At 39.0% G+C, this 23,917-nt stretch carries 34 protein-coding genes and 2 pseudogenes; 19 read left to right on the top strand and 17 right to left on the bottom strand.

Going from position 1 to position 23,917, the window contains the following annotated elements; all coding sequences use genetic code 11:
• Position 1 precedes the first annotated feature (1 nt).
• The 7 genes from fliL to fliF form a co-directional block, all read right to left on the bottom strand.
• On the bottom strand, positions 2–484 hold the full coding sequence (gene fliL / locus B6258_RS13830) for a flagellar basal body-associated protein FliL (RefSeq protein ID WP_099075756.1): 483 nt from the start codon (positions 482–484) through the stop codon (positions 2–4).
• Between the two features lie 177 nt (positions 485–661).
• On the bottom strand, positions 662–2,062 hold the full coding sequence (locus tag B6258_RS13825) for a flagellar hook-length control protein FliK (RefSeq protein WP_099075755.1): 1,401 nt from the start codon (positions 2,060–2,062) through the stop codon (positions 662–664).
• Complete coding sequence (gene fliJ / locus B6258_RS13820; RefSeq protein WP_099075754.1) at positions 2,062–2,508, bottom strand: flagellar export protein FliJ; 447 nt, start codon at positions 2,506–2,508, stop codon at positions 2,062–2,064. Before fliJ ends, B6258_RS13825 begins: the two co-directional genes overlap by 1 nt.
• A 36-nt stretch (positions 2,509–2,544) precedes the next feature.
• The gene (fliI, locus tag B6258_RS13815; RefSeq protein WP_099075753.1) at positions 2,545–3,912 is read right to left on the bottom strand and encodes a flagellar protein export ATPase FliI; all 1,368 of its coding nucleotides are present in this window, start codon (positions 3,910–3,912) and stop codon (positions 2,545–2,547) included.
• A complete protein-coding gene (fliH, locus tag B6258_RS13810; RefSeq protein ID WP_099075752.1) occupies positions 3,912–4,631 on the bottom strand; it encodes a flagellar assembly protein FliH in 720 nt (239 codons plus the stop codon). The genes fliI and fliH overlap by 1 nt, the downstream gene beginning before the upstream one ends.
• On the bottom strand, positions 4,624–5,622 hold the full coding sequence (fliG, locus tag B6258_RS13805; protein WP_006533145.1) for a flagellar motor switch protein FliG: 999 nt from the start codon (positions 5,620–5,622) through the stop codon (positions 4,624–4,626). Before fliG ends, fliH begins: the two co-directional genes overlap by 8 nt.
• Complete coding sequence (gene fliF, locus B6258_RS13800; RefSeq protein ID WP_099075751.1) at positions 5,619–7,364, bottom strand: flagellar basal-body MS-ring/collar protein FliF; 1,746 nt, start codon at positions 7,362–7,364, stop codon at positions 5,619–5,621. Before fliF ends, fliG begins: the two co-directional genes overlap by 4 nt.
• A 276-nt stretch (positions 7,365–7,640) precedes the next feature.
• Between fliF and fliE the strand changes: the two genes are divergently transcribed.
• Positions 7,641–7,952, top strand: coding sequence for a flagellar hook-basal body complex protein FliE (gene fliE, locus B6258_RS13795; protein ID WP_004248328.1), 312 nt, complete (start codon positions 7,641–7,643; stop codon positions 7,950–7,952).
• A gap of 5 nt (positions 7,953–7,957) precedes the next feature.
• Here the strand turns inward: fliE and B6258_RS13790 are convergent, their stop codons facing one another.
• The 9 genes and pseudogenes from B6258_RS13790 to B6258_RS13760 form a co-directional block, all read right to left on the bottom strand.
• Positions 7,958–8,521: a tyrosine-type recombinase/integrase gene (locus B6258_RS13790; protein WP_338064499.1), complete on the bottom strand. Its 564-nt coding sequence runs from the start codon at positions 8,519–8,521 to the stop codon at positions 7,958–7,960.
• A 59-nt stretch (positions 8,522–8,580) separates the two neighbouring features.
• Positions 8,581–8,712 (bottom strand): annotated as a pseudogene (locus B6258_RS13785) (Arm DNA-binding domain-containing protein); the annotation flags it as partial.
• A gap of 4 nt (positions 8,713–8,716) precedes the next feature.
• Entirely contained in the window at positions 8,717–8,953 is a 237-nt protein-coding gene (gene xisR, locus B6258_RS13780) for an excisionase family protein (RefSeq protein WP_098942432.1), read from the bottom strand.
• Between the two features lie 13 nt (positions 8,954–8,966).
• On the bottom strand, positions 8,967–9,569 hold the full coding sequence (locus B6258_RS13775; RefSeq protein WP_099075748.1) for an MT-A70 family methyltransferase: 603 nt from the start codon (positions 9,567–9,569) through the stop codon (positions 8,967–8,969).
• Positions 9,556–9,915 (bottom strand): phage protein NinX family protein, encoded by a 360-nt coding sequence (locus tag B6258_RS13770; protein ID WP_099075747.1) that lies wholly within the window; start codon positions 9,913–9,915, stop codon positions 9,556–9,558. The genes B6258_RS13775 and B6258_RS13770 overlap by 14 nt, the downstream gene beginning before the upstream one ends.
• On the bottom strand, positions 9,908–10,084 hold the full coding sequence (locus tag B6258_RS18095) for a hypothetical protein (protein ID WP_164996179.1): 177 nt from the start codon (positions 10,082–10,084) through the stop codon (positions 9,908–9,910). The genes B6258_RS13770 and B6258_RS18095 overlap by 8 nt, the downstream gene beginning before the upstream one ends.
• Positions 10,081–10,290, bottom strand: a complete 210-nt coding sequence (locus tag B6258_RS13765) for a hypothetical protein (protein ID WP_099075746.1) — start codon at positions 10,288–10,290, stop codon at positions 10,081–10,083. The genes B6258_RS18095 and B6258_RS13765 overlap by 4 nt, the downstream gene beginning before the upstream one ends.
• A gap of 163 nt (positions 10,291–10,453) precedes the next feature.
• On the bottom strand, positions 10,454–10,609 hold the full coding sequence (locus tag B6258_RS18090) for a hypothetical protein (RefSeq protein WP_164996178.1): 156 nt from the start codon (positions 10,607–10,609) through the stop codon (positions 10,454–10,456).
• Positions 10,602–10,844 carry a phiTE_015 family protein gene (locus B6258_RS13760; RefSeq protein ID WP_099075745.1) on the bottom strand — a complete coding sequence of 81 codons (243 nt, stop codon included), beginning with the start codon at positions 10,842–10,844 and terminating at the stop codon, positions 10,602–10,604. Before B6258_RS13760 ends, B6258_RS18090 begins: the two co-directional genes overlap by 8 nt.
• 82 nt (positions 10,845–10,926) lie before the next feature.
• Between B6258_RS13760 and B6258_RS13755 the strand changes: the two genes are divergently transcribed.
• The 14 genes and pseudogenes from B6258_RS13755 to B6258_RS13690 all read left to right on the top strand — a co-directional run bounded on the left by B6258_RS13755 (position 10,927) and on the right by B6258_RS13690 (position 20,915).
• Entirely contained in the window at positions 10,927–11,781 is an 855-nt protein-coding gene (locus B6258_RS13755; RefSeq protein ID WP_240531592.1) for a phage antirepressor N-terminal domain-containing protein, read from the top strand.
• 46 nt (positions 11,782–11,827) lie between these two features.
• A pseudogene (locus tag B6258_RS18410) lies at positions 11,828–11,961 on the top strand (Arc family DNA-binding protein); the annotation flags it as partial.
• A gap of 369 nt (positions 11,962–12,330) precedes the next feature.
• Entirely contained in the window at positions 12,331–13,140 is an 810-nt protein-coding gene (locus tag B6258_RS13745; RefSeq protein ID WP_164996177.1) for a hypothetical protein, read from the top strand.
• 11 nt (positions 13,141–13,151) lie between these two features.
• Entirely contained in the window at positions 13,152–13,589 is a 438-nt protein-coding gene (locus B6258_RS13740) for a hypothetical protein (protein WP_099075741.1), read from the top strand.
• A 152-nt stretch (positions 13,590–13,741) separates the two neighbouring features.
• Positions 13,742–14,347, top strand: coding sequence for a hypothetical protein (locus tag B6258_RS13735; RefSeq protein ID WP_099075740.1), 606 nt, complete (start codon positions 13,742–13,744; stop codon positions 14,345–14,347).
• 53 nt (positions 14,348–14,400) lie between these two features.
• Positions 14,401–15,165, top strand: coding sequence for a phage baseplate protein (locus tag B6258_RS13730; protein WP_240531591.1), 765 nt, complete (start codon positions 14,401–14,403; stop codon positions 15,163–15,165).
• Complete coding sequence (locus B6258_RS13725) at positions 15,162–15,500, top strand: phage baseplate plug family protein (RefSeq protein ID WP_099075739.1); 339 nt, start codon at positions 15,162–15,164, stop codon at positions 15,498–15,500. The genes B6258_RS13730 and B6258_RS13725 overlap by 4 nt, the downstream gene beginning before the upstream one ends.
• A complete protein-coding gene (locus B6258_RS13720; RefSeq protein ID WP_099075738.1) occupies positions 15,475–16,299 on the top strand; it encodes a phage protein in 825 nt (274 codons plus the stop codon). The genes B6258_RS13725 and B6258_RS13720 overlap by 26 nt, the downstream gene beginning before the upstream one ends.
• Positions 16,299–16,952, top strand: coding sequence for a Gp138 family membrane-puncturing spike protein (locus B6258_RS13715; RefSeq protein WP_202611767.1), 654 nt, complete (start codon positions 16,299–16,301; stop codon positions 16,950–16,952). Before B6258_RS13720 ends, B6258_RS13715 begins: the two co-directional genes overlap by 1 nt.
• Entirely contained in the window at positions 16,952–17,314 is a 363-nt protein-coding gene (locus B6258_RS13710; protein ID WP_099075736.1) for a contractile injection system sheath initiator, read from the top strand. Before B6258_RS13715 ends, B6258_RS13710 begins: the two co-directional genes overlap by 1 nt.
• A complete protein-coding gene (locus B6258_RS13705; RefSeq protein WP_099075735.1) occupies positions 17,298–18,422 on the top strand; it encodes a baseplate J/gp47 family protein in 1,125 nt (374 codons plus the stop codon). The genes B6258_RS13710 and B6258_RS13705 overlap by 17 nt, the downstream gene beginning before the upstream one ends.
• The gene (locus tag B6258_RS13700) at positions 18,415–19,071 is read left to right on the top strand and encodes a DUF2612 domain-containing protein (RefSeq protein WP_099075734.1); all 657 of its coding nucleotides are present in this window, start codon (positions 18,415–18,417) and stop codon (positions 19,069–19,071) included. Before B6258_RS13705 ends, B6258_RS13700 begins: the two co-directional genes overlap by 8 nt.
• Positions 19,058–20,497, top strand: coding sequence for a gp53-like domain-containing protein (locus tag B6258_RS18405; RefSeq protein WP_240531590.1), 1,440 nt, complete (start codon positions 19,058–19,060; stop codon positions 20,495–20,497). Before B6258_RS13700 ends, B6258_RS18405 begins: the two co-directional genes overlap by 14 nt.
• Position 20,498: 1 nt before the next feature.
• The gene (locus B6258_RS13690; protein ID WP_099075733.1) at positions 20,499–20,915 is read left to right on the top strand and encodes a tail fiber assembly protein; all 417 of its coding nucleotides are present in this window, start codon (positions 20,499–20,501) and stop codon (positions 20,913–20,915) included.
• Here the strand turns inward: B6258_RS13690 and B6258_RS13685 are convergent, their stop codons facing one another.
• Positions 20,916–21,146 carry a DNA polymerase III subunit theta gene (locus B6258_RS13685; protein WP_099075732.1) on the bottom strand — a complete coding sequence of 77 codons (231 nt, stop codon included), beginning with the start codon at positions 21,144–21,146 and terminating at the stop codon, positions 20,916–20,918.
• Between the two features lie 758 nt (positions 21,147–21,904).
• On the opposite strand from B6258_RS13685, the gene B6258_RS13680 reads away from it, so the two are divergent.
• The 4 genes from B6258_RS13680 (at position 21,905) to B6258_RS13665 (ending at position 23,904) form a co-directional block, all read left to right on the top strand.
• The gene (locus B6258_RS13680; RefSeq protein WP_099075731.1) at positions 21,905–22,792 is read left to right on the top strand and encodes a YdhT family protein; all 888 of its coding nucleotides are present in this window, start codon (positions 21,905–21,907) and stop codon (positions 22,790–22,792) included.
• A gap of 169 nt (positions 22,793–22,961) precedes the next feature.
• Positions 22,962–23,300, top strand: a complete 339-nt coding sequence (locus B6258_RS13675) for a GlpM family protein (RefSeq protein ID WP_206073631.1) — start codon at positions 22,962–22,964, stop codon at positions 23,298–23,300.
• A gap of 53 nt (positions 23,301–23,353) precedes the next feature.
• On the top strand, positions 23,354–23,584 hold the full coding sequence (locus B6258_RS13670) for a DUF6500 family protein (protein ID WP_099075729.1): 231 nt from the start codon (positions 23,354–23,356) through the stop codon (positions 23,582–23,584).
• Positions 23,585–23,688: 104 nt separating this feature from the next.
• Complete coding sequence (locus B6258_RS13665) at positions 23,689–23,904, top strand: hypothetical protein (protein WP_023581839.1); 216 nt, start codon at positions 23,689–23,691, stop codon at positions 23,902–23,904.
• The last annotated feature ends 13 nt before the right edge of the window (positions 23,905–23,917 follow it).

Raw genomic sequence — 23,917 nt, 5'->3', positions numbered from 1 at the left:
ATTATCGCAGAATAAACGTGGTAAACAGTACATCGGAGAGGATCTGTTCAGATTCTCCCGGTACGAGAGTCGGTCTCAGCGTTTCTTTTACATCCGTCATTAGCTGGAGTTTTCCATTGTCTGTCGCGAGCTTATTAGCCTGTTGACGAGAAAGCAGTAATAACAAGCGGCTACGAACCTCAGGTAAATAATCATGTAGACGCTTACGAGTCTCATCATTATGCAATCTTAATGTGATGCCAATGTAGAGAACCCTGTCTAAGTGTTCTTCGTCATCAATTAGATTTACCGTAAAGGGTTCTAATGACATAAAAACGGGTGCTGGTATAACTTTTTGCTGACTTGTGCCCGCTGAACCTGATTTAGCATGCTTCAATGCCCACCAACTATATCCACCGAATGCCGCTGCAATAATGGCGATCACCAATAATACGATGATCAGAATTAAGCTATAGCTTTTACGTTCATTGCTGTAATTAGACATGGACAGTTAAATTCCTGTTTTGTAGTGGATACGTGTTCACTGTTGTGGACTTCCATATCCATCTAAATCAACCTTAATTATCCCGCTATTTCTGTTTTTTAATTGCAGAAACAGATAGGGAAAAAACCATTAACTCTTACGTTTATTGACATAGTGTGTCCTCCCAATACATTTGTATTAGGCAAAAATATCGACACCACCACGAGCAGATGCTAATTCTTGAGGCGTAAGGGTTATCTTTTGTAGTGCCGTTTCAGAGGCTAATTGCATTGAATTACCCTCGCTTCCTTGATGATTATCGGCACCATCTCCACTAAATTGAGAGGAATCTGACATATTTTGTTGTTGCCAATTGTCATGAGTGTCGCTAGATACCTGACTCTGCGTGAGCTGGATCCCATTTTCAGAGAGAGCTTGACGCAATTGATGCATGGCATTTTCTAATACAGAACGAACTTGTCCGTTTTGTGAAGCAAGGTGCAACTGCGCTTGCCCATCTTCTATTTTCATGCGGATATGCAATGAACCTAGCTCTTCAGGGTGTAAACGTAGTTCTGCCTTTTGTAAGCCATTACGACTAAACATCACAATTTGTTGATTTAGTTGCTGTTGCCACTCTTGTGTTCCCACTTGTGCACTTAATACCTGTGTTGCCATCGGTGAAAATTGCATTTGTGGTTGTGTTGAAGAGTGAGCATGAGCCGTAATACTTTGTGACGCCAAAGAAGAAGTAGAAAGGGTATGGTGAAGATCGCTTTCTACAACACGATGACTTGTCGCCAATTGCTGAGAAACATTGTCGGCTAATTTTGCATTTGTAACTTGCTTATCGCCATTTAACAATGCATTCACTTTTTCTGCTGTTGGCGTTAAAAGCGTTGCGATGCTATCCACTTTTTTTGCAGAAGGCTTTTCTGTTTGATGAGCACCAACAAGTGTACTTTCTGTTGCTAATGTCGCTGTCTCTGGACGTAGCTGAGTTAACAAGGACTTTTCATCTGATTTTGATAGGTTTAGCTTGTCGGTAAGGTTGAAGTCCGACATATCGCTATCTTTTGAAATAGTACGTGCTAACGAAGCTAAACTTTCATCACGTTGAACTGATTGAGGCTGTTGTAATGCTTGAGTCAGTTGCTCTGAGGGAAGGGTAAGACGTTTTAATCCAGGTAGCCCGGCTAACTGAACGGGAAGTTCAGCGGCAAGCTCTTCTGCCGACATTAATAAAGAAGCGGTTTTATTTTCAACAATAGCCGCAAATTGTTCATTATCCGGCAAAGTAAGAGTCAATTGAGATTTATCAAGCGATGACTCTTCTGTCACATTGGGTTCTGTGGTGACAGACGCAAGATGACTACCGTCTTCTTTTGTTTTGTCTTCATCAGAGTGTGAATGTGCTTTGTTTTCTTTTGTTGAATGGTTTGTGATATTGGCTGTCTTTTTATCACTCTGTGCATTTTGGGGTTGAGAGCCCAAAAGCTGAGCAAATGTCGGGGCATTATCACCGGGCTGACTATTTGAAGCGGATGTCGTTCCCGGAGAGGCTGCAGCGACATCCATGGTCAGAAGCGTTATCTCCATCAAGTTGTTCTCCGTAAAGTACTACGCTGTGCGTACTCGTCCATTTGTTTCTGTTCAATACGATCAAGATGTCGCTTACGGCTATCTTCAGCGCGTTGCTCCAAAGTCTCAAATGCATTGAGTCGTTGCTGTTTTTCTCTCCATTGTTCAGTTGCTAGATCAAGCTGCGACTGCCAATGTTGAAGTTGTTGTTTATGTTGTTCGATAGTCAATTCGAGCGTTTTGAGAAATTGTTGGTAGTTTTGCCATGATGCTGACGACATCCCCCCTAAATTCAACGTTTCATTTAGACGTACACGGTATTCATCCTGATACCCAATCAACATATTGAGTTGCTGTTCCATTTGTTGATGACTCTGCCGGACCTGAGCCAGTTGAATAGCGGCTTGTTCAGCCGCTGTCTGTGCCAGTTCTCTCAGTGTCACTAAAGGTGACTGCTCCCGCATTGGAACCCTCTTTACTTTCTCTGATTATGTTCAGAATTAGTTTACTGTGATCAGTTGATTAAGTTGCTCACATGCACTTTGATAACTGCATTGCTCTTGGATATCTTGTTGTAAGAACTTCGCGAGGGACGGATAAAGCGCAATGGCTTTATCAAGCATAGGATCACTACCCGCAGCATAAGCACCTACGTTAATTAAATCGCGGTTACGTTGATAACTAGACAACAGCTGTTTAAACACTTGTACGCGACGATAATGTGTTTTATCAATCAGTGACGTCATTGCACGGCTAATAGAAGCTTCGATGTCGATAGCAGGGTAGTGCCCAGATTCTGCAAGAGAACGCGAAAGCACAATGTGGCCATCCAAAATCGCACGCGCAGAGTCTGCGATGGGATCTTGCTGATCATCACCTTCTGTTAAAACAGTATAGAAAGCCGTGATAGAACCGCCACCATCAACGCCATTTCCCGCACGTTCGACCAATGCTGGCAATTTAGCAAAGACAGAAGGTGGATAGCCTTTGGTTGCTGGTGGCTCGCCTACAGCAAGGGCAATTTCACGTTGCGCCATACTGTAACGTGTGAGTGAATCCATAATCAGTAAGACATGTTTTCCACGATCACGAAAATCTTCAGCAATACGCGTTGCATAAGAAGCGCCTTGCATACGAAGAAGTGGTGATACGTCAGCAGGTGCGGCGACAACCACAGAGCGTGCTAAGCCTTCTGTACCGAGAATATTTTCGATAAAGTCTTTAACTTCACGTCCACGTTCACCAATTAATCCAACAACAATGACATCAGCTTGAGTAAAACGCGCCATCATGCCTAATAGCACACTTTTACCTACACCAGAGCCTGCAAAAAGCCCCATACGCTGACCGCGACCAACCGTTAATAATGCATTAATTGCACGTACACCCACATCAAGAACATCTGTAATCGGTGTTCGCTGTAGCGGGTTGATAGGTGGCGTGATCAGTGGTGCACGATAACCTGTATCTGGAGGTGGTAAACCATCTAAAGGATAACCAGAGCCATCTAAAACACGCCCTAACAGCGCATCTCCAAGAGGCAATTGGCGACCTTCATTTTCACCACCTGGAGTAGCCTGTGCATAAACACGGGCTCCCGGTGTTAATCCCTCGACTTCCTGTAAAGGCATTAACAACATTTGGCTACCATTGAACCCAACAACTTCACTTTCAACTTCTTCAACAGTTTTACCAATGGTACGTTCTATTAAACACGTAGAGCCAAGGGGCATAACAAGCCCCTTAGCTTCCATGACTAAACCTGTTGCTCTGGTTAAACGACCATATTGACGTACACGCGGAATTTTATTTAAACGCGCTTCTGCCTCACTGAGTTTTTCTAACCAACGCCCCAATCTTGCTGTCATTACAACGCCTCCGGAGCAGCAAGACGGCAAAGCTCATGCCAACGAGTTGCAATCGTGGCATCAAGATCGCCATCATTTGTCACAACACGGCATCCACCAACATGAATACTGTTATCGGCAACCACTTTCCAACCATGAGCAGAAAGTGAATCACCCAGCTCTTTTTCAATTTGTGGAATATGTTTTGGGTTAACTCTTAACTGTGGGTTGTTTGTAAACATTTGTTCTTGTTGCAACATTAAGGTGATTTGCGCCAGTAATGCAGACCCATCACAAACAGCAGGCTGACCCAGAACTTCTTTTGCCGCAGTGAGGGCGATTTGCATTAAACGTGAAGCGATAACACTGTCTAACCCATTTAAAGAGTGTCTAAATTCAGCCAACAATCCTTGCCACTCATTAATTAATGGTGATTGTTGAGCAATGCCTTGGCGAATGCCTTCTTCAATACCTGATTGTAATCCAGCCTGATAGCCTTCCTGATAACCCTGGTTTTTCCCTGCCTCAAAGCCTTCAGCGTGGCCCAATTTCTGGGCCTTGTCTTTCATGTCATCAAGCATATTGATTTGCTCAAGGACTTTCTGTTGCTGAACAACTTCTTTTTCCTGTTTTTCGACTTCCTTTTCGTCTTCTGTCGTTTCCTCGACAGTTAATGCCCAATCAGTGAGTTCTTTGGGAACCCAAGGCTTCCAGTTAGTATCAGTATGTTTATCAGACATAGGTATCGTCTCCTCCATGAAGAACAACCTCTCCAGTCTCTGCTAATTTGCGTACCACAAGCAGAATTGCTTTCTGCTCTGCTTCCACTTGAGACATACGTACAGGGCCACGAGAATTCAAGTCATCACGCATGATTTCAGCAGCACGTTGCGACATATTGTTGAGGAAGTGATCGCGCAGCTCTTGATCGCATCCTTTCAATGCCACAACCAAGGAGTCGGATTCCACTTCCTGTAGAATGCGCTGGATAGAACGGTTGTCGATATCGATAAGGTTTTCGAACAGGAACATTTCGTCGATAATTTTTTGTGCCAATTCGCCGTCGTAATCGCGAACCGCAGTAATGACATTCTCTTCTTGCTGGCTCTTCATCAAGTTGATGATTTCAGCAGCAGTACGAACACCACCCATTTTACTGCGTTTGAGGTTTTGACCATCAAGCAGGTTATTCAGTACTTCAGTTAACTCTGCTAATGCTGACGGTTGAACACCCCCAAATGTTGCGATACGTAACATCACGTCATTACGTAATTTCTCATCAAACAGGGCAAGAATATCTGCCGCTTGACCCCGTTTGAGGTGAACCAAGATAGTTGCGATAATCTGCGGATGTTCGTCGCGGATAATATCGGCAGCCATTTGTGGCTCCATAAAGTTAAGTGTCTCGATACCCGTTGTTGTTTCGCGAGTTTCAGAGATCTCATCTAATAGATTATTCGCACGTTCTTCACCCAAGGCTTTAACAAGAACAGAGCGTAAATAATCGTTCGCATTGACGTTCAATGCCGCGTATTGAACCGCATCTTCTTCAAAGCTTGCCATAACATCAATCAATTGTTGATTTGAGATATGACGCATTGAAGACATTGCAATACTCAGCTGCTGAACTTCGCGTGTACTTAGATGTTTAAATACTTCCGCCGCTCGGTCTTCACCCAGTGTTAGTAACATAACGGCGCTTTTTTCGGTTCCAGTTAAGTTATTACTCATTGTTCTTTACTCATCCATTGACGAATTACCATTGCGACGACACGAGGATCTTTCTCTGCCATTTCTCGGATACGTTGGCTCTGCAATTCGGCACTCACACGTTTACGTGCTTGTTTACGTCTTGCTTCGTCATCTAATTCTGCTTCATCAACATCATCTTTAACTTGTAGCTTGGTTTTCAGCACGGCTTTCTGTGCAGCAACTTCAGCTTCACGGCGTTTTTCAATCTGTGGTTTCACCAGTTTGCGCCATAAGATCCATGCGATGATGACAAGTAATAACCAGCGACCTAAATCTAATGCTTTAGCAAGAATTTCTGGATTTTCCCATACAGGAATGGTGATCACTTTCTCTTCAATATCGTTGAACTGCGAGTTCACGACACTTAAAGAGTCACCACGTTCTTGGGAATATCCCATCGCTTCACGAACAAGTCCTTCAATTTGCTGAATTTGTTCATCAGTTAGCGGAACAAGTTTAGTTTCAACAACAGGCTCTTCGCCTTCAGCGGCTTCTTTCTTATCTTCAACTGTTTTGTAATTCACAATAACAGCGACAGAAAGACGCTCAACATTGCCTACTGGACGCTTGATATGGCGAATTCGGCGATCAACTTCATAGTTGGTTGTTTCATCTAAACGGCTATTGCTGTTTGGATTACGCGTTAATGTACGATTTGTACCCGCTGTATTGGCTGAATTGGTTGCATTAGCATCATCTGTTTTCTCACCTTCTTGCGCTTTTGGCGCTTCAATAGGTGCTTGTGGTGGAGCAACAGGTTGATTAGATAATGCACCAGGAACACCGCCAGCCAGCATGCCACCATTTTGCTCACTTTGGCTCAACTGTTTTGAACGCACTGCGGCTTGATTTGGTGGCTGATTTGGTTTGTACTCTTCAGCTGTCTCTTCGGTATGAGAGAAATCAACTTGAGCAGTCACCTGTGCATGAACGTTTCCACGACCTACAATTGGGCCTAATAACGTTTCAATACGTTGCTGATAACGGCTTTCTAGCTCTTGAACATATTTCAGTTGGATAGAGTTAAGATCACGACCTAACGCATCAGGTTGTGTTAATAATTTGCCGCTTTGGTCAACGATGGTCACACTGCTGTCAGGCATACCTGCAACACTGCTCGCAACGATATGCACGATGGCATTAATTTGACCTTCATCCAGCGCTCTACCCTGTAAAAGACCCACCGTAACGGATGCAGAAGGGGATTTCTGTTCACGAACAAAAAGAGATGGTTTTGGTAGTGCTAAATGAACTCGAGCATTTTGTACAGGACCTAATGTCTCGATAGTGCGAGCAAGCTCACCTTCAAGTGCACGTTGATAGTTAATCTGTTCACTAAATTGGCTGATCCCGAACTTTTCTTTATCTAACAGTTCAAAACCGGCAGCACCGCCTTTTGGAAGCCCCGCTTGTGCGAGTTTCAGGCGTAATTCATGAACCTGATTGTCAGGCACCATAATCGCTGCGCCATTTTGTGACAAGCGATAAGGTACATTCATCTGTGTTAACTGTGTGACAATTTCGCCACCGTCTTTATCGCTAAGATTACTATAAAGCACTTTATAATCAGGGCTTTGTAACCATAAAAATGCAGCAACAAAAATGGCAATAGCCGCCGAACCCGCAATAATGAGCGGAATTTTCGGATCGGCTTTTATCCGGTTAATAATGGCGTTAAAACCCTTATTCTGGTTCACAACGTCGGTTTTTTCGGCATTCATAGACAATCCTTGCCTTGTAGTTCGGGATGAATACTAAAAGCGTGGCGTAACAAAACAGACTCCCCTTACGCAAATAAATAAACCTACTCTCAGGTGTCTCATTATTGGCCTTTTGCGTTTCATTTAATGGCGTAATTAGCCCTTAACTTTTGCGTTAATTACTCGCTTTGGAATGAAGCCCCTGTGTTAGGGTATAACTCGGTAAGCGTGTTGGTTCACTTCCTTACTATGACATTGATTCAGTAATTGAATTAGATGATTAACGCAGAGGTTTATATGTCAATTCCAGCTATTGAAAGTGTTCTGGATAAAATGCAAATCCAGACTTTACAAGCATCCAATATTGCGAAACCCCAGCCAGTACAAGCAGGATTTGCAACTCAGCTTGTTCAAGCCGTGGGTAAAATTAATGAAACTCGAGTGAATGCAACCAACAAAGTTCAAGCGTTTACCTTAGGTACGCCGGGTGTTGAATTAAATGATGTGATGGTGGATATGCAAAAATCCAGTATCTCATTACAAATGGGCGTACAAGTGCGTAATAAGCTAGTTGCCGCTTATCAAGAAATTATGAGCATGCAAGTGTGATAGAGTTAACTATTTGATATAAGTCGAATATTACCTTTATTGTGACTCGGTGGGGACACATAGGGGACAGAATCATTCAATTTTTGGTTTAATAGCGATATTTGGTCTTGATCGTTCTCAGGCATCCAAGCACCATAAACATCGTGTACCATTTTTGATGACGAGTGCCCCATCTGTGTTGCAATGAATGCAGGATTCGCTCCAGCAGATAACATCCAGCAAGCATAGGTGTGCCTTGTTTGATATGACTTTCTGTGCCTAACGCCAGATCTTCTAATTAATGATCTCCATATTTGCGAGAAACCTCCCGGTGAATAAAATTTAGTAATAACGCCATTCACACTAACAATGGATGGTTGAAAAACAAATGTGCATGAGTCTGTTCGATATTTATTAAACTCACGAGTTTTTACTTTAACGTCAATTGGAGCTGTCATCTTTGTATATAGAGACTGATCCTTTAGGCAGTTAAAGGCTGGCTCTAATAAACTAATTATCCTATCAGTGCTCGCACCTGTTTTCGGGTATGAAAAGTCGGAAGGGCCACAAACATTCCTTCTGACCATTATTGTCTTTTTAACTAAGTCTATATCCTCCCATGCTAATCCTGTTAACTCACCCGGCCTTATTCACCAGCAATTTTTCTATTCTTCGCTGTATCTGGCATAGCCAGCCATTTCCTAATCCTTTTTCCTTTATAAACGAAATTTATCCTGAGGGAGCCATTATGCAGCTCAACCCCAGTCGGATATTTAATCATTACATCACCTCGGTTGTTTCTTTATTTGTCTCTCAATCCATGTGTTGATTGCCTGATGATTGTACATGCACTCTGAGTTTGGCTTTGGTTCTCCTTCTGGCGATACGTGAATATATTCTCTGCCAATTGCCCATGAGCTTTCCCTAGCTCGCTTTATTGTTCCCGGTTTCATTCCTGTGATAGCAACTAAAACCGGTTCTGTCACCCATTTATTTGGCATCAACTGAGTTAAGTTATCCATCTTTCTCTTCCTTTTATATTAATTGAATACTTTCTTCTGCTTGGTCGCCATATACATCCCAATCACCGTATTTCTCACGAGCGAATAATTCGAGCCGTGGAACATCTCCATATAATTCCTCTAAACGATGATGGACTTCTTTTGGTTTTTCGCTGTGCTCACCTAAGCACGAATAAATAACTTGCCTAACGCTTGCAGACTTACGAGGTAATCCATTTCCTCTTGTGGCTCTTAAACACATTTCGACATTTTGACGGGTGTAATTACCGCAATTAATCTTTGTCTCATTGTTTAATATTTCCATAAAGTCAAAAAAATCTTCTGGCGGTTTTTTATTTATTCTATCTCCTGCATTTTTATTTAATTTCACCCATGCGAACCCGAACATGTTTTTAACTTTAAAATCCCATGCTTCGGCTAATTTAATTGCTTCGAGTGCAAAGTTTCCGGTGTACCACATAAACAGCACGGCATTTTTAGAGGAGTGTTTTTCTATTGGTAATCGAGAGAGGGAATATAAATCGGTGGTGTTATAATGATTATCTGCTGCGCCATTTGAAACTTTGTTATTGTAAGGCCAAGGTGGGTCGCACAATATCAAGTCATACTTTTTCATTCTCCGCATCCTTCATTAATAAAAATAATTCCATTGCCGTTCGATAGTATCGCTTTCCATATACTTCTAGCTCGCCTTTGATTATGCATTGATGAATTGCAGACCAGCCTATATTGTTATTAACAAAATTCATTCCTATTTTATTCTCAATAATAATCGTCATTGCGTCGGCTGGGTTGTTGCATGGGTTGAATTCAGTGAATACCCGCGAGCCAATATTTGGGATATTCTTTTTTACTACCCCATTGCGATCATCAAAAACCATTAGAGATAGTGCGAATCCACCGACATTAATAGCAACCTTTTTATTAATCTCGAAGTCAGATAGTTCGGTGTATTTATTCATTATCAGCCTCTAGTATTTCATTAATAGTATTTCTGATATCAATCAAATCCTGTTTTGTTAAATCCATATTCCAAGATGGAGCATTTAAAACAAAGCAATCCTTTGTTGTAGGTTCAATCTCAATACAATCTTTGTAATTTTCTAATCCAGCATAATATTTATCTTTCATTCTATTTTCTCCATCTTATCCCAACCTAATAAATCAGCGGCGACATTAAAGTTATCGACATAATCGTTGTAATCCCTGTTATATCTAGAACCTACCACATCGTAATAACCCTTATACGCCTCCATAAACCAAGATATTTTAACTTGATACTCCGACGCTAATTCCTCTAGCAAATTCCTTGGAATTTGAATTAGTTCACTTCCCATGAATCACCTCGCCACAAACAACTTCAATATTCCTCACTGACATTAAATATTCAGCACGTTTATTGCATTCCAATTGCGTATATATATCTTCCGTTACAGGCACAGCAGAACCCTGTATTAGCATGAGTAATACATATCCGATTATTTGCATGGTTATTTTGTTTTATTCGACTTGGTTATTTTTTATTGATGCTTGATTTAATTTATCAGCCTTTTGTTCCGCATCTATAATTGAAATAAATCCTTTTTCAATCATACTCCCATTTAATAAAATAACTGGCTTGCCGTTAATTAGCTCGGCTTTATATTTATCATTCATTTTTTATTTTCACTCCATTATCTAATAAGACCGTTTCACATGCTGATATTCCACTGTTATATCCATCAGTGAAATAATCATAATTACCTGTACTTTTCTCTCTTTCTGGTAGAGTTAATAAGAGTGAGTCGCGTGATACCTGCCATGCTTCAAGCCTAATATCCTTGTGATACTTACTACATTTAGGGTGGTTTTTATTTATCCACTCTTCAAACTGCTGCCTTGATTTATCCATCACTCCACCTTTATTTGTTTTAATGCCTCACGAACAGCGTTTAATCGTGATTCCATTCTTAGATATTCAGGGTTGGGAACAGTTGGCCAGCCGTTATACCAAGCATCATCACCAAATAATCCAAGCAACTTTCCACGGTAACAACTTGTATGTAGTAAATTTCAATGGCGAACCATATGTACCAATGCGCCCTATCGTAGAGGGTATGGGTTTAGCATGGGGTGCTCAATTTGCCAAGTTAAAACAACGCTTTAATTCAAGTGTTTCGGAAATCGAAATGGTTGCCGAAGATGGAAAATTGCGTAACATGGTTTGTATCGCTCTTAGAAAATTATCTGGCTGGCTTCACACTATCAGCCCTAACAAAGTCAAACCAGAGATCCGCGATAAAGTAATCAAGTATCAAGAAGAATGTGACGATGTACTTTACGAATACTGGACTACTGGTGAGGTTAAGAAAAAACACAAATCAACTGTTCAAGAACGCAACCCATTAAAGAATGCTGTCAATCTATTGGTTAGCAAGAAAGGCATTATGTATCCAGAAGCCTATTCTCTTGTTCACCAGAAATTCAATGTTAGTAGCATTGAAGAATTAACAGCGGATCAGATACCTGATGCGGTTGAGTATATTCACAAATTTGTACTTGAAGGTGAATACATTCCTAAACAGGAAGAAAATATACTTTTTGAGCCGAATCAAAGCTCAATCACTGTAACCATACCAAAAGAAGGTAGATGGTTGGTTTCTTATAAGGGTGGCAAGCAACAAGTAGTTAGTGTTGATGGTCATAACGTTGTCAGTGTTGAATATATTCAAAAATTACAACGTGACTCTAATGCTCTCATTGAGTTGTTACAAAACTTCCGCCTGCGCACTCAAGTTCTACAAGGTGAGAAAAGCGGAGATATTTTAAATACTCCACTAATCGCATAACAATAGTAGTAATGATCAAGCATTGGATAAAAATAAAGGTAACGAAATGACGCAAGAGTACCCAAGCCAATTACAGGATAGGTTTAATCTAAGGCTTCCTGACGGAATGAAGGATGCTATAGCTGAAAGAGCAAAGGAAATGGACGGTCTATTAACTCAGAAATTGTTCAAGCTATTGAATTTTATCTAAGCGAATTTGATGAAGAAAAAATAACTCATGATGCATTATCAAAATTAAAATATGAAATAGTTTCAGAGCTAAAGAAACAATTTACCATTACGGATAAATAGCATAAAGCCAAGGACGGCTTGTTGTTTTCTGAAAGCACCAATCCCAATCTTGTCCGAAGATAGCCGAATTACTAAAATAATCTTTACAAGACTTCTCTTGAGGCATCAAAAAAACAAGATATACTGTATATATATGCAGTATATCTTGTTATGGCTACATATATAGTTTGTGAATATAAAACCAGTGTTTTTATTCACAGATGTATAAATTTAATTTATGTCCTAAAATTACGTAAAAAAATTACGTGGATATTAGGGATGAAAACAAATTATTTTACTTACAGGTATCTTCCAGTTGATGGTTACGTGCCATCAGAAAGCCTAAAAGACACAATAGATTCAATGATATCAAGTGGAAATAACACGGCAAATATGGCTGGAGAGTACTATGTCATTCAGCCTGTTGCTGGTGATGTATATACGTTCATAAAGACTAACAGTAGAGATGTATTTAGAAAGCTGGATCTTAGTAATAATATATGTGTGGATTTATCTCAGATATTAACCGCAAATGAAAAGATAGCCTTCGCTTCATTCTTCATTATTAAGAACAATTTAATTGGCTTTAGCAATACTTTGTACTCACCAAGAATAGGTAAGCTAGCTGAAATTTATGACTTGGTAATGTTAGCAAGAAACAATAATCACAATATAAATTTTGAACCGATAGCGAATCAGGTAACAGAACAAGAAGTACTTAACTATGCTCACGTTGGTAGAATAACAATGAAGTTAGATAAGTCTCAGAATCTGATTGGTCGCCTAGGCACATTATTTGCGGGTAACGTTTCATACGATGATGTTGATTCTTTTGAGATAAAGATAATACCAAAAAGAGCAAGAGACATTAAAGACACATTCTCAGGAGTGATGAGCGCAATGCCTCAGGAAGTAACATCGGTTGCAGTGTCCGCTAAGGAACATATCGGGGATGTGGCTACTGATCTGAATGTAATCATGTCCAATACCGTTTGTGACTTTGTAAATACAAGTAGCACTACAGACATAAACACACAGATGGAAAACAACTACACTAACAATGCAACTCTAAGAAACTTGGGTTATTAAGAGGTAATGGTATGAAAATAAAGGATTTCATGACAGGGCTCACTGTGATCGCACTCTGCAATGGAGTGGGATTTGGTGCGCTTTACCTGTCAAAAAAATACCTTTTCCATACGGTTACCTTTAAAGACAACTTAGGTAACCTAGGTTCGTCTCTGGTTACCTACTCAACAGCAATGATGGCATTACTTATAGCTATGGTTGTTGTGATTTTTGGATTGGATGGGCCGAGATTAGATAACTTTAAAAAAGGTGGTTATCTACACACAACTTATTTTATTTATATGATAACTTTTCTTGAGCTTGGGGTTACAATGTGCCTGTCCTTGCTTTGCTTGTCTAACATACAAAGTATTAAGGTTGCATCATACTCATTAACTTTCTCAATGATAACTTTTTTACTTATAGGTTTCCTTGGGATTCAACTCTTGAACATAAAGAAAAATAATTAATTTTTTGTTTTCAGAAGGTAATACTGCCTTCTGCGGGTTTCTTATTACCTGAATTTCACCACGCCTCTTAACTGAGGCTTTTTTCTTTAACTTCAATTAGTAATAATGTAATGTTAAGTTAAATTAACAATTAAGGGTGTTATGGGGAGAAGGTGAAAGTGGCAGCAACAAAAACGACAATAGAAACTACAATAAAAGCGACAATAGAAACTACAACAAAAAAAATAATAGAAGCAGAAGTGGTAAATAAACTAAAGGTTAGAATCTTTCTTTTCTTAGCAATAGTCCTAGTAACTTTTGCTATTTCTTTTTTATGCCCATATTTTATATCCCTAATGTTTGGGGGGGTTGAAGCTAGCGGTATTTTGAAGACTTCTTTTATTGCTGGGATTGTTTCATATTTTTTAATTAAACTCATTGAGTTTTTGTGTAGCTGTATAAAGAAAAGAAATAAATCACCTTTAACTCCAAAGACGCAATTAGCTTGGTTAATGGTTATTTATTTTCTTGATCTGGTAACACCTTTTTTCTTCATTACTGGTTTTATTGGTATATCTAACAAGTTGTATTTGTTTTTTGGTTTTATGGTGGCAATGGCGGTAAGTTTCTCATTTTACATGAAGCTTGAAGATCTTCCAAAGCTTCCAGTTTCTGATAAGATATCAAAAATAACACGTTTTGATTGGCTTATTTTGATCTTAAGTTTTATTTTATCTGCTACCATAGTCTGTATTTACCATGAGCAGTTTGGTTTTTGAATATTAAAATTTCTCAAAAGGTCGCATAAGCGGCCTTTTTTATTGGAGCCAATATGGACTTAACAAGTGGTTTATTTACAGGTAGAGCGTCGGTGATTACACGCTCTATTGGTGACTTCATTCTCGATTGCACAGTAAGAGAAGAGCACGCCTCATCGTTACGACTAACAAAGAACCCTGTTGAGTCTGGTGCTGACATTGCAGATCACGCGATTCTAGAACCTAAAACATTAACTGTAACAGGCGTTGTTGTTGGTTATGAGCCACCTAAAAACTTTAAGAACCTGACGGGGTTCGATACTTCCGTGCTTGATGATTACCCATTGCCATTAGAAATATCAGCGAATACAAAACAAGCAGAAGCAATGATTGAGCAATATATTGGCATTGCTAATGCTGGTCTTGATGCCGTAGGAAAAGTATTAGCACCGTGGTATCCCGATTCTGGCATAGGTAGCGCTGATACATCTCAAACACTAGATAGAGTTGGTCGAGCTTACGATAGTTTGTTATCACTGCAAAAACGCGGTGAAACGATAGATGTGCAAACGGGTATTAAGTTATACAAAAACATGATGATAACGAATATCGGTACGATTCAAGATAAACCGGGTTCTGCTGAGGTTACTTTAACCCTTGAGGAGATATTTATTGTTGAGAATCAGACCGCAAAAGGGCTTCATCCTGATTTAAAAGGTCAGCCTCAAAAACAGAATATGGGGCGCACACAACCTACTGATAAGGTTAAAGGTGGTAATTCATCTCTCATAAAAGACGGTGCAGGCGCGCTAAAAGATATGATGGGGATTAAGCCATGATTTATGAAATACCAGTATCAAGCAAACCCAGTCAGGAGCAGATATTTATATTGTTCGATATGAATATTCGCTTAACACTTTATTTTAATTCTGTATCAAAAGGCTGGCAGTTTGACCTATTCGATGCGGATAAAAATAGAGTGATCACTCAACGTCAGGGGTTAGCTGTTAATGCGCCTTCGCTGTTAGAAAAGAACTTACCTTTTATTCTAATGCTATCTGATAAGTCACAGTTCGGTATTAACTCGGTCTCTCAAAATGAGCTAGGTAATCGACTTAGGTTATATGTTGTTGATAAGGAGGTTTGGCGTGAGGCAATTCGGACGACAACTTAAATTAGTTATTGGCAGCGATAAAGAATCATTAGAAATAACAAACCTTAGAGTAACTTTCGAAGTAAAAAAAACATTAACACCAGAACCAAATCCCGCAGTTATCAGAATTTATAACCTCAACGCTTCTCATCGTAACTTACTAACAAGCAACGAATTCAATAGGGCCTCACTGTCAGTGGGCTATGAAGAACTACGTCAAATTTACGCAGGCGATATTGTTGAAGCCAACACGCTGAGAGATGGTGAGGATTTTATTAGTGAGTTGATATGTGGTGATGGTTTTAAAGCCTACACATCATCAGTGGTAAATAAAACACTGTCAGCTGGTAAGAGTGACGCTGAAATTCTGAAAGAAAATACTCAGTCGATGGGGATAGAGACTGGTGTTGTTGATTTACCAAAAGATAGGCAACTTCCTCGAGGTAAAGTGATGTTCGGCGATCCTCGTGAGTTACTTCACAAGATAGCCAAGAATAACGATGTTCAATGGTCTATTCAAGATGGTCAAATGACTGTATTACCCAAAGATAAGGTGCTTGCTGATAACGAGGGTTTTGTGCTTTCACAAGAAACCGGAATGGTTGGCTCACCTGAGAAAACGGATGATGGTCTTAGTTTAACGTGTTTGTGTAATCCATCATTGCGCATTGGTGGCTTAGTTAGAGTTCAGTCAATCATGTCTGAATATAACGGTGATTATAAAATTACTGAATTGAGCCATGAGGGTGATTTTCTTGGTGATGATTGGTATTCACAAATTACCTGCATAGGCGGCAGGTTTAAAAAGGTGGAAAAATAATGGAACCATCTCTACTGGATGTTTTATCGAGACAATCAGAAAACCAACGGCAAGACATACATACAGCATTACCCGCCCGTCTTATTTCATGTGACGGACATAGCGCAACAGTTGAATTAATGATAACCCACTTAATGAAAGATGGTGGTTCGATTGCCTTGCCTCCTCTAGTCGATGTGCCAGTTGGATTTTATCGTGGAGGTGGCTTTTGTGTTACTGTTCCATTGAAAGAGGGTGATGAGGGGCTGGCTATATTTTCCGAGCGTTGCATTGATGGCTGGTATGCTTCAGGCAAACAATCCGTGCCATTAGATACACGATTTCATGATTTATCTGATGCTTTCTTCCTACCGATGGGAAGTAGTCAGCCAAATAAGATACCTGATTACTCCAGTGATTCACTATCAATGCAGACCGATGATGGTTCAACATTTATTCGAATGAAAAAAGGGAAGATCCTTATTCAAGGCGATATCGAACACACAGGAAATAATACGCAAGAAGGTAATACGCTTATAAATGGTAATCACTCAGTGAAAGGCAATAGCGAATCATCAGGTGGCTCCATTAAACACAACGGCAAAAATATTGGTGATACGCATACTCATAGTGGTGTTGAAACCGGTCATGGAAATACAGGAGCGCCCAATTAATGAAAGTAAGACGACTTGATAATAATCATGATTGGACTTTCGGAAGCGGGCGAGCTGACTACGCAACAAAATCTGAGGCGATTAGCCAATCTGTTTTAACGCGACTTCTATCTCTGCGTAATGACTGGTTTCTCAACACAGAGCATGGTGTTCGCTGGTTTGATTACTTGCGAAAAAATCCAAATCTCATCGCAATGGAAACAGAGATAAAAGGCACTGTTTTAAATACAGATGGCGTAGAGCAGATCACTGATTTTGATATCCAGCTTAATCCCGACACGCGACGATTCACAATATCTGTCACGTATATTGATATTTACGGAAAAGAAAATGAGGTAAACACAGATGCTCCAAATAACTGAAACAGGGATAGTTATTGATAGTCTGTCAGATGTGCATAAACGCCTCACTGACGGTTTTAAACGGATTTACGGCGATGATATTAGTATTGATGCAGATAGCCCTGACGGGCAGATGATAGGTTTATTCTCTCAAGAAATAGACAGCATCAATCAGGCATTATCAATGATTGCTCAGATGTTAGATCCCTACAAAGCAACTGGCGCATGGTTAGAACAACGAGCAATGTATGCCGGCATTGTTCGTCGAGGTGCAGATTATAGTTACTTAGATGACGTGATCGTAACAGGAAAGCAAGGCGTAAAGGTACCAAAAGGCTCTATTTTCTCAGATGGAAATTTATCAAAGTGGGTGACACTTGCTGATATTGTTTTAGATATTAATGGATCGGCAAGGGTGAATATGAGAAGTCATGAATTAGGCGCTTTCTCAATTCAAGCTGGGAAAGAGTTGTCGATGGACACAGTGATTGTTGGTGTTGAAAAAATAACGACAACAAAAATAGCTAAAGAAGGTGTGTTCGAAGAGATGGACGGTAGTTTATTAACCCGGTTCATGCGTTCGCACTCAATTAATAATCATGATGACAGGCAAGGGCTTGAGGGTGCTTTACTTGATTTGCCTGACGTAAAACAAGCTAGAGTATACGAAAACTTCACGAACCAAACAGATGATAAAGGTGTACCTGCTCATTCACTAAATGCGGTTGTGATTGGTGGCAGTGATGATGATATAGGTCTGACTATTCTTAAAAAGAAAATAGGTGGTTGCGGTGTGTTTGGGAGCATCAGCAATACTCAAGAATATGCAGGAGCACAAAGGACAGTTAAATTTGATAGAGCATCTAACGTCAATATTAAAGTTAAGCTCTTATTGGAAAGGGTAGGTGGGTTTCATGATATTGACACAGAAAGCATAAAATCAGCATTATCGGACACATCATTTGAAATAGGCGAATCAGTCTATGCTATGCGCTTAACTTGTCAGGTTAACTCAGTACAAGGTTTCTATATCAAATCCATTACCGTTAATGGTTCAGATTCGGTGAAAGTTGGAGTTAGACAGTGCGCTCAAATTAGGCCGGAAGATGTGGAGGTGCTAATTGAGTAAACAAAGAGAAGATTTTCTAATTTGGCAATACAGAGGAAAACCCAAGGCCCGACAAACAGCCGGGCTTTTGCTATCTGAAACAAAGAGGTCATTTGAATCAGTTATACGACTATCAACAATCTTAAATGTAAAACAATCATCAGGATATGGGCTTGACTTAATCGGCAAGCATGTTGGTATTAATCGAATAATGAAGTCATTTATCCCAAAGGATTATTTTGGGTTCTTAGGTATTGATGGTGCTCTTGGTTTTAATGCAGGTGTTTTTTATCGCTACGGTGATTCATTGAAAGAATCATCAAAACTGGATGATGAAGATTATCGTTTTTTTATTGAAGCGAAGATCACAAAAAATTACCAATCACCTGATATTGAGGGAATTACATATTCCATAAGAAACCTATTAGGCGAGCAAACATTTGTTATAGATAACTACGATATGACAATGAATATTGTAGTTCCAGCTGATTATTTAACTCCTTTCAGGCTTTACGCCATAAAAAACTTGGACATCTTAGTTAGGCCAATAGGTGTCAATTATAAATATTTAGTTATCACTGACTCTCACCCGTTTGGGTGGGCTAATGATCCGTACTCACTCGGATTCAATGATGGAAAATTTACGAGGTTAATGAATGTCAGTAATTAAAAAGCCAGACCTAAAAATATTTGCACAAGATGCAAAAACAGGTGAGATAGAAACATTTCCAGATGTACTTCGCGGATGGGGCGTCACACTGGAAAGAACAGCAGGAAAACCCCCATTAGAATGGTTCAACGCTATCGGTAAACGTGTCGATGAATGGTTAATGTATTTAACACAGCGTGGTTTAGCTGAGTGGGATGACGCAGTTGATTATCCGAAAGATGCATTGGTACAGCAATCATCTGTTTTTTATGTTGCATTAAAAGTAACAAAGGGAGAACAGCCGAATACTTCGCAAAATGCTTGGAAGCCGCTAGCTGATTTTTTAGGTGTAAATAACAAACTCGACAAAACCGCAGTAGTCCAATCCACAGGCACGTCAACAACAAGCGTAATGAGTCAGAAAGCGTCTACTGATACCTTTGTTAATAAAAATGACTTTAAAAGCGAGTTGGATAAGAAAATAACATTCAGTAATCACGCAATAACAGGAGGTGTTGACTCGGCAGGTAATGGTTCTGTGAATGCTGCAGATGGCTCTTTGAGGTTTTACAGAAACAGCGCAGGAGTGGTCACCATATTCAGTAGGGAGCTTCCTGATAATGAATCAAATTATGTTACATCATTTGAACTTCCAAAGAAGAAAGGTATCGCAGCGCTAATTAGTGATTTAGTTAATTTTGTCACTACATCAGCGATGAATGTGGCGCTTAATAAGAAGATTGATAAAGCCAGCATCTCTCAGCAGTTGGGCAATGATGTTAACAAAGTTCCCAGTCTTGATTTATTAGCGAGGGAATTAGGAAAGAAACAACCAGCGGGTAACTATCAGCCAGCAGGAAGTTATGTAACAACCAGTGATTTCACGAAAGAGTTAGATAAGAAAATAAATTATGGCAATCACACAATAACAGGGGGAGTGGACTCTGCTGGGCGGGGATCTGTTAACTGCGCGAATGGTTCAGTTCGTCTTTATCGTGAATCTGACGGATCAGTTACAGTATATTCACGAGAAGAAGCAAATGACACATCTGATTATCATACTGCAATTACATTACCGAAAAAAAAGGGGGTAGCAGTAACTAAAGATGAGTTGGATGTTTTTTTACCAAGAAGTGAGGCTGTGAAAAATTACCAACCGAAAGGAAATTACGGGCTCAAAAACACATCATTAAAATCTCAAAATGGGTGGTGGAAATGTGGTGATACAGGGATTATTTATCAGTGGGGAAGAAAAGATATATCATATGATGATTTCTTTATTGACCTACCAATAGCATTCCCTTCATCAATAGCATCGGTATCCATAATTGATTATGACGGAGCTAAAAACATCGGTATCAATTTATCAAAATCAACATTATCAAAGATAGCGACAGAAATGACGGCGCCAAATATTCGTATAATGTGGCTAGCGGTGGGGTATTAATATGTATTTTTTTAGTGAAAAGACAAACTCGTTTTATCCTGAAGACATGAAGTCCGACTACATTTCAGCAGGAACATTTCCGGAAGATGCGATATTAGTTGATGATAGTATTTATGAGGAGTTCTCTAAAAATCCCCCGGATAATAAAATTAGAATTGCAATAGACGGTCTTCCAGCATGGGGAGATAAGCCACAACTAACAAAAGATGAAATGGTTATGGTGGAAGAGAGAAAAAAGGCATCGTTAATTAGTGAGGCGACTAGCGTTATCGATCCGATGTCTGATGCCCAAAATGGCGGGTACATTGAAAAAAGGGATATTAAACGATTGGATTTGTGGCAACGTTATCGATATGCATTAACAAATGTGGATACATCGTTAGCGCCAGATATTGAATGGCCACAAAAACCAGAGTAATCACTCTGTTTTCAAATACTGCACCGAATTCCCGTCCGGCAAACTCTTACTTTTCTCACGATAAAACGCCAATCGTTCATTAAAGTACGCTCTCAAATGTGCTGGTTGTTGTCGTTCAACTTCGGACGCGACAACTGGCATATTGAGGCGTTCTTTATATGCGATACCTGAAGCAGCTAAATCGACATTAATCTTGTCTTTTTCTTCTTGAGTTAGGTTTGCGAGGTTCATAACGGATCTGGTTAGTTTTTGGAGAGTATAGCAGGAAGGTAGTAGGTGGGGACGTATAGGGGGCAAAAAATTACCGCAAACTTTCTCGAACTCACTAACGCTTGAGAAAATAATTTGCGGTAATCATCTGCTAATCTTGAACTAACTCGAACTTTTCATATTTTCGATATCTGTACTCCCATATTATGAGCATGCAAGTGTAGTACCTTATCATTTGATAAAGGTGGCTTTTCTTTTATATAGCTATAGAGAAGCGCCTAATCAAAACAGAATGGGGCAATTTGCTCAAGGTCATTGAATAGATGATATAAGCTTTCGAATGTGATTAAACCTTCGAATATTTATACTATTGTTTATTATTTATGATAATGAGCGCCCCGATTTTTGCGGATGAGATAGACACATCATTTTATTGATGTGCGATTTTGCACATCCATATCAAAGCAACTCGCTTTTTTATCTCTTCTTATATTTTAAAAAGATCAAAAGTAATTGTTAAATAAGTTACTTAACCTATGTTGGATTAGTTTTATATAAAGCTCGGTCATCATCTTTCTTCTTAAGTTTTTCTATTTTATTTTTTCTTTATTTGATTAATTATAGATATATTATGTGTTACTTGCTTTTATTTATTTGATTTTATTATCGTTATTTTATTTTCTAAAATTTAATATAGAGATTGTTATTTAGTAAATATACTGTATATTTAAACAGTGTTTTTTGTGTTAAATAATGGAAATCTAAATAAGGATATTATTATGTCAAACGTAACAACAAATAATGCGCTTGTTTTAAGCGGAGAAAATAAAAATGCCATTTTAACTTTAAATGAGCAAATCGTTAATTGTATAGGTGAAGATGCTCAGATTATTCATACTGGTAATAAAGCTAAAATCTATGATAATGAAGGCGTAGAGTTTAGTGAGAATGGAAGCAATATTAAGCATGGTAAAAATTCTCTTTTTATTACAACAGGTGCAGAAAGTTTTATTGAAGCATCTAGCCAATCAATCTCTTTTGCATCAGGTAAAAAAGCTGAGATCTCATATTCTTTTGAACTAGATGAGAGTATTGAAGCAGCAGAAGTCAATCTTGTGAAAGATTCAGTGGCTATTACGACCGGTGACGAAGCGATTATCTATTGCTATGCCTCTAATTCAACAGCAATATCAACAGGTAATGATATATGGATCCAAGATCTTACTGAAGGAAGTATTGGCATAGCAACTGGAAATAACGCTAAGGTCGGCTCTGAAGGAAATTTTAAAACAGCGGCTATTTTTGGTAATAATTCATCAGTTTTTGGTTTTGATGCTAATTGCAGTGCTTTTGTGGGTGGAAAAGCGTGTGTAGCAACTGTGGGTAATAATAGTGTATTACTGTCAGAATTTCCTTTAGAAGAATTAATGGCGGGTGTTAAGTCAGTAATTGTTGTTGGTTGGTATGATGGTGAACGTAAACGCTTTTCGACTTATTATCAAGGAACTGATTTTGAAGGTAATATCAGTTGGATAACAAAAGATCCTCAAACAGGGAAAAAAACGAAGCACTATAGACTGAATACCTATAAAACAACAGAGTTAGGTGAATTGGTTCTGCTGAAAACTCAAGAAGGTGAACAAGATATTTCTTGGCAACAAGATTAATGCTTGCTTAAATAAAATTTAATAAGCTTTAAAGCTCAATAAAGTTATTGAGCTTTTTTTGCTAGTAAATATTTAATAACATTTTAAATAACTAAAAATAAAATTAGCTCACATACAAATGTGAATAGGTATGCTAGTAGTAATATTTTTATAACTTGATGAAAAAATCATGGGATTATTGATTAAAGCACTGATAGGCGCGTTTTTAGTGGTATTAATCGCTGTTTTATCGAAATCTCGTCATTACTATATCGCGGGATTGGTTCCGTTATTTCCAACTTTTGCGCTTATTGCACATTATATCGTTGGTGCTGAGCGCTCTATTGAAGCGTTACGAACCACAATTATTTTTAGTCTATGGGCTACTATTCCTTATCTGGTTTATCTAATTTCACTCTATGTGATGATCAACTATGTAAAATTATTTACAGCATTGGCTACAGCGGTTATCTGCTGGGTTGTCGCGGCTTGGTTGCTTATTTTGCTGTGGAATAAATTTCATGGATAGAGTCTTTACGCTTAGCTATTTATTACCATGCCAAAAATACAGATAGAAAGAATATGAGAAAATCACTACAACAAAAAATAATTCAAATATGTAATGACAAGGTTTTAGCCAAAGGAGAGGGGGTGGGAGTATCCTTTTATGCTTTTTTTGCAAATAAAAATAACAACCCTGAATTACTAATGGAAGCTGTAACATGGTGGATTATGACACATAAATTGGATCACTTTGAAAAAGCAGTAAAAATAAAAAAATTAGTGCAATCAGAAATGAAAGAGCACGCTTAACTTTCCTACGATAAAGTTCATTTTTTTATAAAACGATTTTATTAAACTAAAAATTATTGATTATTATCACATTAAAGCGAGTCATAAACGGCTATGGTAATTACATGATTAATAACGTAAACGGTGATGATATGGAATATTGGTTTATTGCGTATAAAGTGCGTTCCAGAAATGGTGATACCTACGCCGGACATAAAATTGTAGAAACAGAAAGTGGGATCACACCCCATATTGCGTTAGAAAAAGCATGTCAGGAAGTTGCAGAAGGGGCACAAGCTGATATTCCTGCGGTGAGAGTAGTTGCTTTTAATCGTTTATAAGATATTTTATCTA

The sequence above is a fragment of the Proteus alimentorum genome (genome assembly GCF_002607735.1).
GTDB classification, from domain to species: Bacteria; Pseudomonadota; Gammaproteobacteria; order Enterobacterales; family Enterobacteriaceae; genus Proteus; species Proteus alimentorum.
This window is presented reverse-complemented; position numbering and strand designations above follow the sequence as displayed.